This window comes from Aquabacterium sp. TM01 (assembly GCF_057808345.1).
This window is the reverse complement of record NZ_AP046529.1, coordinates 3,567,196-3,579,460: the sequence shown is the minus strand read 5'-3', so window position 1 is coordinate 3,579,460 and position 12,265 is coordinate 3,567,196. Positions and strand designations below refer to the sequence as shown.

Here is a 12,265-nt window from a genome sequence, read left to right as displayed (position 1 = left end):
CCCTGAATCTGCTGGTGTGCCCGATGTCTCGCCCTGAACTTCCTGTTGATGTGTCTTCTGTCCAGCCTGCGCCGACCGGCGCGAGGCTGGATCCGCAGCACATCCACATCCGGGGTGCGCGCACCCACAATCTGAAAAACATTGACCTGGACCTGCCACGCAACCAGTTGGTGGTGATCACGGGCTTGTCGGGTTCGGGCAAGTCCAGCCTGGCGTTCGACACGCTGTATGCCGAAGGCCAGCGCCGTTATGTGGAGAGCCTGAGCGCCTACGCACGCCAGTTCCTGCAACTGATGGACAAGCCCGATGTCGACGTGATCGAGGGCCTGTCGCCGGCGATCAGCATCGAGCAGAAGGCGACCAGCCACAACCCGCGCTCCACCGTGGGCACGGTCACCGAGATCCACGACTATCTGCGCCTGCTGTACGCACGTGCGGGCACGCCGTTCTGCCCGGAGCATGGTGAACCTCTGCAAGCGCAAAGTGTGAGCCAGATGGTCGATGCCGTGCTGGCCTTGCCGGAAGACACCAAGCTGATGATCCTGGCGCCGGTCGTGCGCGACCGCAAGGGCGAGCATGTCGAGCTGTTTGCGCAGATGCAGGCCCAGGGCTATGTGCGCTTCCGTATCAACGGCCAGATCGTCGAGGCAGCGGACCTGCAGCCTCTGGTCAAGAACGAGAAGCACGACATTGACGTGGTGGTGGACCGCCTGAAGGTGCGCGCCGACATGACGCAGCGCCTGGCCGAAAGCTTTGAGGCGGCGCTGCGCCTGGCCGAAGGCCGCGCGCTGGCGCTGGAGATGGACAGCGGCGTCACGCACCTGTTCTCGGCCAAGTTCGCCTGCCCCATCTGCAGCTATTCGCTGTCGGAACTGGAGCCCCGGCTGTTCTCGTTCAACTCGCCGCAAGGCGCGTGCACCACCTGTGATGGCCTGGGCCATGTCATCGCCTTCGACCCGCAGCGCGTGGTGGCTTTTCCTTCGCTGAGCATTGGCAGCGGTGCCGTCAAGGGCTGGGACCGCCGCAACCCCTATACCTACAGTCTGATCGAATCCATCGGTCGCCATTACGACGTGGACATCGAGCAGCCCTTCGAAGAGTTGCCCGCACACGTTCAGCAGGTGCTGCTGTACGGCTCAGGCACCGAAGAGATCGAGTTCACCTACGAAGCCGACGGCACCAGCGGCAAGAAGCGCAAGGTCAAACGCTCACACCCCTTCGAAGGCATCATCCCCAACTTTGAACGGCGCTTCAAGGAGACCGACTCCAGCGCCGTGCGCGAAGAACTGGCCCGCTATCAGCAACCCAAGGCCTGCCCCGCCTGCCATGGCACGCGTCTGCGCACCGAGGCGCGGCACGTCAAGCTGCTGGATGCGCAGACGGGCGACACCAAGCCCATCTACGAAATCGCGCACGCCACGCTGGCCGAAGCGCAGCACTATTTTGACCACCTGCACCTGCAAGGCGCCAAGGCCGAGATTGCAGCCAAGGTCGTCAACGAAATCCGTTCACGCCTGCGCTTCCTCAACGATGTCGGCCTGAACTACCTGAGCCTGGATCGCAGCGCCGACACGCTCTCGGGCGGTGAGGCGCAGCGCATTCGCCTGGCCTCGCAGATCGGCTCGGGCCTGACGGGTGTGATGTATGTGCTCGATGAGCCCAGCATCGGCCTGCACCAGCGCGACAACGACCGCCTGATCGGCACCTTGCAGCACCTGCGCAACCTGGGCAACAGCGTGCTGGTGGTCGAGCACGACGAGGACATGATCCGCGCCGCCGACCATGTGATCGACATGGGCCCCGGTGCCGGCGTGCATGGTGGCCACGTGCTCGCCCAGGGTACGCCCGAGGAGGTTACGGCCAACCCAAACAGCATCACCGGGCGCTACCTGGCGCACGTGCTGCGCATCGAAGTGCCCGCCCAGCGCCACGCCTTCACCGACGAGACGCCGCGCCTGCGCGTGGTCAACGCGCGTGGCCACAACCTCCAAGGCGTCACGGCCGACTTCCCCGTGGGCCTGTTGACCTGCGTGACGGGCGTGTCGGGCTCGGGCAAGTCCACCCTGGTGAACGACACGCTGTATGCCGCCGTGGCCCGCAAGCTGTACCAAAGCCACACCGACCCCGAACCGCATGACGAGATCGAAGGGCTGGAGCTGTTCGACAAGGTCATCAACGTGGACCAGTCACCGATTGGCCGCACGCCGCGCAGCAACCCCGCCACCTACACCGGGCTGTTCACGCCGATTCGCGAACTGATGGCCGATGTGCCGGCGGCGCGCGAGCGCGGCTATGGCGCCGGCCGCTTCTCGTTCAACGTGGCCGGTGGCCGCTGCGAGGCCTGTCAGGGCGACGGCATGATCAAGGTCGAGATGCACTTCCTGCCGGACGTGTACGTGCCCTGCGATGTGTGCCACGGAAAGCGCTACAACCGCGAAACGCTGGAGATCCAGTACAAGGGCCTCAACATCCACGAGATCCTGAATCTGACCGTGGAAGCGGCGCTGACCTTCTTCAGTGCCGTACCCACCATCGCCCGCAAGCTGCAGACGCTGATGGACGTGGGCCTGGGTTACATCCGCCTGGGGCAGGCGGCGACCACGCTGTCCGGCGGCGAGGCGCAGCGCGTCAAGCTGGCGCTGGAACTCTCCAAGCGCGACACAGGGCGCACGCTCTACATCCTGGACGAGCCGACCACCGGGCTGCACTTCCACGACATCGCCTTGTTGCTCAAGGTGCTGCACCAGTTGCGGGACGCGGGCAACACCATCGTCATCATCGAGCACAACCTCGACGTCATCAAGACCGCCGACTGGCTGATCGACATGGGGCCCGAAGGTGGCTCCGGTGGCGGGCAGTTGCTGGTGGCAGGCACGCCCGAGCAGGTGGCCGCGTACGAGGGCAGCCACACCGGGCGTTACCTGCGCCCTTTGCTGTGACGACGTGAAAACGGGGCCGTTCAGGCCCCGTTGTTTTTCACAGCACAGCTCAGGCTGTCATCACGACAGCAGCGGCGCCAGCGCCCGCTCCGCATCGGTGACCGACAGGCCCATGCGCAGCGCCCAATCTTCCACCTGATCGTGGCCGATCTTGCCCACGTTGAAGTAGGTGGCATCGGGGTGAGCCATGTAGAAGCCGCTCACGCTGGCGGCGGGCATCATCGCCAGGCTTTCCGTCAGATGCATGTGCACGTCAGCGGCCTCGAGCACGCGGAACATTTCGCGCTTGACCGTGTGGTCGGGGCAGGCCGGGTAGCCCGGGGCCGGGCGGATGCCGCGGTACTGCTCCTTGATCAGCGCCACCTTGTCGAGCGCCTCGTCCGCGGCATAGCCCCAGAACTCGGTGCGCACCCGCTCGTGCATGCGCTCGGCAAAGGCTTCGGCCAGCCGGTCGGCCAGGGCCTTGAGCATGATGGCCGAGTAGTCGTCATGGTGGGCCATGAACTCGGCTTCCTTCTTCTCGATGTTCAGGCCCGCCGTCACCGCGAACATGCCGATGTAGTCGGGCTTGGCATCGCGTGGCGCGATGAAGTCGGCCAGCGAGCGGTTGGGGCGTTTGACGCCATCGACCACCGGGCGCTCGGTCTGCATGCGCAGCGGGTCCCAGCACATTAGCACCTTGCTGCGCGACTCGTCTTCGTAGATCTCGATGGTGTCGTCCTTGACCGATTGCGCTGGGTACAGTCCGATCACGCCATTGGCGGTCAGCCAGCGGCCGTCCACGATCTTCTTGAGCATGGCCTGCGCATCGGCGTAGACCTTGCGGGCCTCCTCGCCCACCACGGCATCGTCCAGGATGGCGGGGAAGGGGCCTGCCAGGTCCCAGGTCTGGAAGAACGGGCCCCAGTCGATGTAGGCCGCCAGCTCACCCAGGTCGTAGTTCTTGAACACGCGCCGGCCGATGAACTTGGGCACCGTGGGCGTGTAGGTGGCAAAGTCCACCTCGGCCTTGTTGGCGCGGGCCTCGGCCAGCTTCACCAGCGGGGTGGCCTTCTTGCTGGCATGCAGCTGGCGCACGTGCGCATAGTCGGCGTTCAACTCGGCGATGTAGGCTTGCTGCCGCTCGGGGCTGAGCAGCTCGGAGCACACGCCCACCGCACGCGAGGCATCGGGCACGTACACCACGGGGCCGCTGTAGTTGGGCGCAATCTTCACGGCCGTGTGCACGCGCGAGCACGTCGCCCCGCCGATCAGCAGCGGAATCTGGCGCGAGCGGAAGTACTCGTCACGCTCCATCTCGGCCGCCACGTACTGCATCTCTTCCAGCGAGGGCGTGATCAGACCCGACAGGCCCACGATGTCCGCACCCACTTCCTTGGCCTTGGCGAGGATGTCCTTGCACGGGACCATCACGCCCATGTTGACCACCTCAAAGTTGTTGCACTGCAGGACCACGGTGACGATGTTCTTGCCGATGTCGTGCACATCGCCCTTGACGGTGGCGATCACGATTTTGCCCTTGGCCTTCACATCGCCGCCCGCCAGCTCCAGCAGGCGCTTTTCTTCTTCGATGTAAGGCACCAGGTGCGCCACGGCCTGCTTCATCACGCGGGCCGACTTCACCACCTGCGGCAGGAACATCTTGCCCGCGCCAAACAGGTCGCCCACTGTGTTCATGCCGGCCATCAAGGGGCCTTCGATCACGTGCAGGGGACGGCCACCGTCCGCCTTGATCTTTTGATAACACTCTTCGGTGTCGGTCGTGATGAAGTCGGTGATGCCGTGCACCAGCGCGTGGCTCAGGCGGCTTTCCACCGTGGCGGGGTGCTCGGCCGTGCCGCGCCAGGCCAGCTTGGCCGTGTCGTCCTTGGCCGCGCCCTTGACCTGCTCGGCGATCGCCAGCAGGCGCTCGGTCGGGGTCAGCGAGGTGTCTTCGCCGTCCTTGAACACGGGCTGGCGGTTGAGCACGATGTCTTCGACCAGCTCGCGCAGGTGGGCGTCCAGGTCGTCATAGACGCCGACCATGCCGGCGTTGACGATGCCCATGTCCATGCCCGCCTGGATGGCGTGGTACAGGAACACGGTGTGAATGGCCTCGCGCACCGGCTCGTTGCCGCGGAAGCTGAACGACACGTTCGAGACGCCGCCCGACACCTTGGCGCCCGGCAGGTTCTGCTTGATCCAGCGCGTGGCGTTGATGAAGTCCACGGCGTAGTTGTCGTGCTCTTCAATGCCGGTGGCGATGGCAAAGATGTTCGGATCGAAAACGATGTCTTCCGGTGGGAAGCCAATCTCGTCCACGAGCATGCGGTAGGCGCGTTCGCAGATCGCGATCTTGCGCTGGTAGGTGTCGGCCTGCCCTTGTTCGTCAAAGGCCATCACCACTGCGGCGGCGCCATAGCGCTTGATCAAGCGGGCGTGGTGCTTGAAAGCCTCTTCACCTTCCTTGAGCGAAATCGAGTTGACGATGCCCTTGCCCTGGATGCACTTCAGCCCCGCCTCGATCACCTCCCACTTGGAGGAGTCGATCATGATGGGCACCCGTGCGATTTCCGGCTCGCCGGCGATCAGGTTCAGGAAGCGCACCATGGCCGCCTTGCTGTCCAGCATGGCCTCGTCCATGTTGATGTCGATGACTTGGGCGCCGTTTTCAACCTGTTGGCGGGCCACCGAGAGGGCATCCTCAAAGCGTCCTTCGAGGACCATGCGCGCAAAGGCCTTCGAGCCCGTCACGTTGGTGCGCTCGCCCACGTTGACGAACAGCGAGCCCTCGCCGATGTTCACGGGCTCCAGGCCGGACAGGCGCATGGGCGGCACAGCGGCGGCGTGGGGCAGGGCGGTGTCGCTCAGGGGCGAGGCGGAGGGAGGGTGGGCAGACGCGGTCATAACCTTCCATTTTAGAGGGTGGGCCTCGAGAATGTCCGAACCACGCCGTCTGGCCCACAAAAGGAAAGGGCACCGCGCTTGTGACGCGATGCCCAGAGGCGCTGTCGAGGCGCTTGGATCAAGCCGCCCGCAGCAATTGCCTTAACTTGTGAGGCGGTGCCGATCAGGCCTTCAGCAACGCGTACAACTCGTCCTTGAGCAGCACGCGCAATTTCTTCTTGGTTTCCAGTTCAGCGTCCGAGCCGTGCTCCACGCCGGTCTCCAGTCGCACCACGGCCTTGTCCACCTCTTCGTATTCACGATGCAGCCGTGCGAAGTGGGTGTCGTTGGTCTTCAACTCATGGATCTTGTCCTTGAACTCAGGAAGGTCGCGTCCCAGCGGGTGGTTGTCGAGGTTTTGTCCCATCGTGTCTCCTGTTGAAGGTCATTGAAAGCGTGGAAGAACGGATCTTCCGTTGAAGCTATCTTGTGCCTGATCCTGGCCGCCAGTCTTGCGGCAGATCAAGTTTGGCTGGGTGTCGAGGCCATCTGCTGCAAAAACGTATCGTGGATGTCAAATGAGCTTTCGGCACCGATTTGATGTCGATGCGCCTTCAGCCACTGGTCGGCGGCCTGGTGCCCGAGGCGGTGCAACTCCTGCAGAAACGCCCAGTCGGTGTTGAACTTGCTAGAGGCGTTGAAGGTGCTCATGCCCGCATCGTCGGCCACCATGTGCATGTGCAGCCGCTTGTAGTGCCCCCGGTCCAGCTTGTGCTCGTCGATCAGCCGCTTGACGAAGGCAATGGCCCGCATCTCGCTCACCAGGCTGGCGTTGAACGTGATCTCGCTGAGCCGGTCGATGATGTCGATGCTGCGCGTCGGGTTGTCAATGCGCTGCAGCGGCGTCAGGCGTACCAGCAGGATATCGATTCCGCTGGTCTCGTAGATCAAGGGGTAGAGCGCCGGGTTGCCGGTGTAGCCGCCGTCCCAGTATGGCTCGCCTTCGATCTCGACCGCCTGAAACACGAAGGGCAGGCAGGCCGAGGCCATCAGCGCATCGATTGACAGGGACTCTGCCGTGAACACCCGTGCTTGTCCGGTGTGTACCGAGGTGGCCGTCACAAACAGCGGGATGCCGCATTGCGCGCAACCCTGGTGCAGCGCGGCGGCATCCACGTGGCGTTGCAGCACGGCCTCCAATGGATTCAAATTGAGCGGGTTGAACTCATAGGGGCTGAACGAACGCATGAACACGTTCAGCCATTGGTAAGCGGGAAACTGGTCGAAGTTGAACTCGGTCTTCAGCAAGCCGTTGGACTGGATGCTCAGTGGTGAAAACAGCGGGCCGTGGCGGCTCACGTCGCGCCAGAACTCGCGCAGTGACTTCTGCGCCTCCTGTCTGGCGGCCCCTTCGCCTCCCGCCTGATGGCCCTTGACATAACCGGTCAACATCACGGCGCCATTGAGCGCGCCGGCACTGGTGCCTGAGATGCCGCCGATATCCAGGCCATCGCTTTCGAGCAGGCGGTCGAGCACGCCCCAGGTGAATGCGCCATGTGCGCCGCCCCCCTGCAAAGCCAGATTGACACGGGGACGCCCCTGTGAGGCGGTCGCATTACCGACGCGAGCGCGGCGGGGGCGGCGGTGAACCTGGCGATCTTCCTCCAGGCTCTGGGTGCTGGCCTGGTCCTTGGGCGTGCGCTTGGAACTCATCGGGTCAGTCTAGCGGTAAATGCTGCATTGCAATATGCGGTCGGCGCCACCCCCATCAGTGGGGCGAAAATTATTTGCCAAAACACTGTATGAATGTCCAGCTTTTGCCATAATGCACCCAAGCCAATCACTGAACCTCTGGAGACCTTGCATGGACGCCAACGCCAAATCTGCCCTCAGCACCGAAAAAGCCAAAGCCTTGCAGGTGGCGCTCGCCCAGATCGAGAAGCAGTTCGGCAAGGGTTCCATCATGCGCCTGGGCGAGGGCGAGGTGATTGAGGACATCCAGGTCGTCTCCACCGGCTCGCTGGGCTTGGACATCGCCCTGGGCGTCGGCGGCCTGCCGCGTGGCCGTGTGGTGGAAATCTATGGTCCGGAGTCGTCCGGCAAGACCACCTTGACGCTGCAGGTCATCTCCGAGATGCAGAAGCAGGGCGGCGTCTGCGCCTTCATCGACGCCGAGCATGCGCTCGATGCCCAATATGCGCAAAAACTCGGCGTCAACCTGCAAGACCTGCTGATCTCGCAGCCAGACACCGGCGAGCAGGCCCTGGAAATCGTCGATGCGCTGGTGCGCTCCGGCTCGGTCGACCTGATCGTGGTCGACTCGGTGGCCGCGCTGACCCCCAAGGCCGAACTCGAAGGTGAGATGGGTGATTCTTTGCCCGGTCTGCAGGCTCGCTTGATGAGCCAGGCGCTGCGCAAGCTGACGGCCACCATCAAGAAGACCAACTGCATGGTCATCTTCATCAACCAGATCCGCATGAAGATCGGCGTGATGTTCGGTAGCCCCGAAACCACCACGGGCGGCAATGCCCTGAAGTTCTACGCCTCCGTGCGCCTCGACATCCGTCGCATCGGCTCCATCAAGAAGGGCGACGAAATCATCGGCAACGAAACCAAGGTCAAGGTGGTCAAGAACAAGGTCTCACCCCCGTTCAAAACCGCAGAGTTCGACATCCTGTACGGTGAAGGCATCAGCCGCGAAGGCGAGATCATCGATCTGGGGGTGACCGCCAAGGTCGTCGAGAAGTCGGGCTCTTGGTACGCCTACGGTGGCGAGAAGATCGGCCAGGGCAAGGACAACGCCCGCGAATTCCTGCGTGAAAACGCCGAACTGGCCCGCGAGATCGAAAACAAGATCCGCGATTCGCTGGGCGTGGCGCTGTTGCCGGCGGTCGTGAGCGGCGGCAAGGCTGCCACGGTGGCTGATGACGAGGTCTGACCCTCCGGACTCAGGCCCAAGGGCCTCACGCCGCCCGACCTTGTCACTCAAGGGGCGGGCGCTGAAATACCTGGCCGCGCGCGAGCACTCGCGCGTCGAGCTGACCCGCAAACTGGCGCCGCATGCCGAGTCGCCAGAGCAGGTGGCCCAGGTGCTCGACGAGTTGGAGCAAAAAGGCTGGCTGTCGGCCCAGCGCTTTGCCGAATCCATGCTGCACCGCAAGGCTGCGCGCTATGGCACCGCCCGCCTGAAGGCCGAGCTTGCTCAGCACCAATTGCCAGCCGAGGTGGCCCGTGACGCCACCCAGTCCTTGCGTGACACCGAATTCGCGCGGGCGCACGCCTTGTGGGTGCGCCGCTTCGGCGCCCCCCCTGAAACGCCCGAAGACCGGGCGCGCCAGATGCGCTTCTTGCTCGGGCGGGGTTTTACCTCCGATGTCGTGCGCAAGGTGGTGCGGGGTGACGGTTTGTTGACAGACGAGTGAAACCTCGGTCGAATCAGTAAAAACCCTGACGGCGCGCCCCCTCTGTTTGTGGGGGCGCCGATGTATGCTGAGCGTTGCACTGCGCGAGGCCTGACAAACGGCTGCGTGTACCCGCCTCCGCCCGATCGGATGAGGCGGGTTTGCCATGTTCGACAAGAACGCAACACCTGACTGCGAGATCCCCATGAAGATTCATGAATACCAAGGCAAAGAGATCCTGAGCCGATTTGGCGTGCCGGTCCCAAGAGGTATCCCGGCTTTTTCCGTAGACGAAGCTGTCGCTGCAGCTGAAAAGCTGGGCGGCCCGGTCTGGGTGGTCAAGGCGCAGATCCACGCCGGTGGTCGCGGCAAGGGTGGTGGCGTCAAGGTGGCCAAGTCCATCGACGACGTGCGTCGCCTGTCCAGCGAAATCCTGGGCATGCAACTCAAGACCCATCAAACCGGCCCCGAAGGCCAGAAGGTCAACCGCCTCTACATCGAAGACGGCGCTGACATTCAAAAAGAATATTACGTCTCGGTCGTGACGGACCGCGGCACCCAGAAGATCGCCTTCATCGCTTCCAGCGAAGGTGGCATGGACATCGAAGAAGTGGCGCACAGCACGCCCGAGAAGATCATCACCGTCTTCATCGACCCGCTGGCGGGTCTGACCGACGCCCAAGCCCAAGAGATTGCCGACGGCATCGGCATGCCGGCCGACTCCCAGGCCCAGGCCAAGGACATCTTCAAGAAGCTGTACCAGTGCTACATGGAAACCGACGCGTCGCTGGTTGAAATCAACCCGCTGAACCGCGACGGCAAGGGCAATGTCATCGCCCTCGACGCCAAGTTCAACTTCGACGCCAACGCCCTGTTCCGTCACCCGGAAATCGTCGCCTACCGCGACCTGGACGAAGAAGATCCTGCTGAAATCGAAGCCTCCAAGTTCGACCTGGCCTACATCCAGCTCGACGGCAACATCGGCTGCCTGGTCAACGGCGCCGGTCTGGCCATGTCCACCATGGACACCATCAAGCTCTTCGGTGGCGAGCCCGCCAACTTCCTCGACGTCGGCGGTGGCGCCACGGCCGAGAAGGTCACCGAAGCGTTCAAGATCATGCTGAAGAACCCCGATGTCAAGGGCATCCTGGTGAACATCTTCGGCGGCATCATGAAGTGCGACACCATTGCCGATGGCGTCATCACCGCCTGCAAGGCCGTGAACCTGAGCGTGCCGCTGGTGGTCCGCATGAAGGGCACCAACGAAGACCTGGGCAAGAAGATGCTGGCTGACTCCGGTCTGCCCATCATTGCCGCCGATTCGATGGCCGAAGCCGCGACCAAGATCGTCGCCGCTGTCGCCTGAGCCCAGAACCCAAGGACTTCGTCATGAGCATTTACATCAATAAAGACACCAAGGTCATCACCCAAGGCATCACGGGCAAGACCGGTCAATTCCACACCCTGGGCTGCCAGGCTTACGCCAACGGCAAGAACGCCTTCGTCGCGGGCGTGAACCCCAAGAAGGCAGGCGAGAAGTTCTCCGACATCCCCATCTACGCCTCCGTCAAGGAAGCTGCCCACCAAACCGGCGCCACCGTGTCGGTGATCTACGTGCCGCCCGCTGGTGCCGCTGACGCCATCTGGGAAGCCGTCGAGGCCGACCTGGACCTGGTCATCGCCATCACCGAAGGCATCCCTGTGCGCGACATGCTGATGGTGCGCAACAAGATGAAGGCCAAGGAAGCTGCTGGCGGCAAGAAGACCCTGCTGCTGGGCCCCAACTGCCCCGGCCTGATCACGCCGGAAGAAATCAAGATCGGCATCATGCCAGGTCACATCCACCGCAAGGGCCGCATCGGCGTTGTGTCCCGCTCGGGCACGCTGACCTATGAGGCCGTGGCGCAGCTGACCGAACTGGGCCTGGGTCAATCCAGCGCCGTCGGCATCGGTGGCGACCCCATCAATGGTCTCAAGCACATCGACGTGATGAAGGCCTTCAACGACGATCCCGACACCGACGCCGTCATCATGATCGGTGAAATCGGTGGCCCGGACGAAGCCGAAGCCGCCTACTGGTGCAAGGACAACATGAAGAAGCCCATCGTCGGCTTCATCGCCGGTGTCACCGCCCCTCCGGGCAAGCGCATGGGCCACGCTGGCGCGCTGATCTCGGGCGGTGCCGACACGGCCGACGCCAAGCTCGCCATCATGGAAGAGTGCGGCTTCACCATCACGCGCAACCCGTCGGAAATGGGCAAGCTGCTCAAGGGCCTGCTCTGATCTGAGTGCGCTTTAATTGCCGACAGGCCCCCATCAGCCCCTACACTCAGGGGCTGATTTTTTTTGAGCATGATGGAATCCATTCTCACACCCGAGTTCTGGCTGGCGGTGGGCCAGATCGTGATGATCGACATCCTCCTCGGAGGAGACAACGCCGTGGTGATCGCCCTGGCGTGCCGCAATCTGCCGCCCGAGCTGCGCCGACGTGGCATTCTCTGGGGCACGGCCGGTGCCATCGTCCTGCGCGTGGTGCTGATCTTCTTTGCCATGTCCCTGCTCGCGTTGCCCTACCTGAAGCTGGTGGGCGCAGCTCTGCTGCTGTGGATTGGCGTGAAGCTGCTGGTGCCAGAAGAAGAGGGGCATGGCAACCTGCAGGCCAGCGACAAGCTGCTGGGGGCCATCAAAACCATCATCATGGCCGACTTCATCATGAGCGTGGACAACGTCATCGGCATCGCCGGTGCCGCGCAAACCAGTGGTCACGACGGGCATCACATGCCGCTGGTGATCTTTGGTTTGCTGGTCAGCATCCCCATCATCGTGTGGGGCAGCAGCGTCGTGCTCAAACTGATGGATCGCTTTCCCATCATCATCACGGCCGGCGGCATGCTGCTGGGTTGGATTGCCGGTACCCTGGCGGTGAGCGACCCGGCCACCTTGCACCTGATTCCGGACAGCCCCGCGCTGCACTACGGGGCGGGTGTGGCGGGTGCCTTGTTGGTGCTGGCCTTGGGGAGCCTGCTGGCGCATCGCGCCGCAGCGTCCGAAACCTGACCC

At 63.3% G+C, this 12,265-nt stretch carries 9 protein-coding genes; 6 read left to right on the top strand and 3 right to left on the bottom strand.

What is annotated here, in order from left to right:
* The first annotated feature begins 23 nt into the window (after positions 1-23).
* Positions 24-2,939 carry an excinuclease ABC subunit UvrA gene (uvrA, locus tag AC3WW4_RS16555; protein WP_488829528.1) on the top strand — a complete coding sequence of 972 codons (2,916 nt, stop codon included), beginning with the start codon at positions 24-26 and terminating at the stop codon, positions 2,937-2,939.
* Between the two features lie 60 nt (positions 2,940-2,999).
* Here uvrA and metH read toward each other — a convergent pair whose 3' ends face one another.
* The 3 genes from metH to AC3WW4_RS16540 form a co-directional block, all read right to left on the bottom strand.
* Positions 3,000-5,747, bottom strand: a complete 2,748-nt coding sequence (gene metH / locus AC3WW4_RS16550) for a methionine synthase (RefSeq protein ID WP_488829790.1) — start codon at positions 5,745-5,747, stop codon at positions 3,000-3,002.
* A 241-nt stretch (positions 5,748-5,988) separates the two neighbouring features.
* Positions 5,989-6,231 carry an HP1242/YdcH family protein gene (locus AC3WW4_RS16545; protein ID WP_488829527.1) on the bottom strand — a complete coding sequence of 81 codons (243 nt, stop codon included), beginning with the start codon at positions 6,229-6,231 and terminating at the stop codon, positions 5,989-5,991.
* Between the two features lie 95 nt (positions 6,232-6,326).
* Positions 6,327-7,517, bottom strand: a complete 1,191-nt coding sequence (locus AC3WW4_RS16540; protein ID WP_488829526.1) for a patatin-like phospholipase family protein — start codon at positions 7,515-7,517, stop codon at positions 6,327-6,329.
* A gap of 151 nt (positions 7,518-7,668) precedes the next feature.
* Between AC3WW4_RS16540 and recA the strand changes: the two genes are divergently transcribed.
* The 5 genes from recA to AC3WW4_RS16515 all read left to right on the top strand — a co-directional run bounded on the left by recA (position 7,669) and on the right by AC3WW4_RS16515 (position 12,262).
* Positions 7,669-8,742: a recombinase RecA gene (gene recA, locus AC3WW4_RS16535; RefSeq protein WP_488829525.1), complete on the top strand. Its 1,074-nt coding sequence runs from the start codon at positions 7,669-7,671 to the stop codon at positions 8,740-8,742.
* Positions 8,729-9,226 (top strand): recombination regulator RecX, encoded by a 498-nt coding sequence (gene recX / locus AC3WW4_RS16530; protein WP_488829524.1) that lies wholly within the window; start codon positions 8,729-8,731, stop codon positions 9,224-9,226. Before recA ends, recX begins: the two co-directional genes overlap by 14 nt.
* A gap of 184 nt (positions 9,227-9,410) precedes the next feature.
* Complete coding sequence (sucC, locus tag AC3WW4_RS16525; protein WP_488829789.1) at positions 9,411-10,571, top strand: ADP-forming succinate--CoA ligase subunit beta; 1,161 nt, start codon at positions 9,411-9,413, stop codon at positions 10,569-10,571.
* Between the two features lie 23 nt (positions 10,572-10,594).
* Complete coding sequence (gene sucD, locus AC3WW4_RS16520) at positions 10,595-11,488, top strand: succinate--CoA ligase subunit alpha (RefSeq protein ID WP_488829523.1); 894 nt, start codon at positions 10,595-10,597, stop codon at positions 11,486-11,488.
* A 72-nt stretch (positions 11,489-11,560) separates the two neighbouring features.
* Positions 11,561-12,262 (top strand): TerC family protein, encoded by a 702-nt coding sequence (locus AC3WW4_RS16515; RefSeq protein WP_488829788.1) that lies wholly within the window; start codon positions 11,561-11,563, stop codon positions 12,260-12,262.
* Positions 12,263-12,265 lie beyond the last annotated feature (3 nt).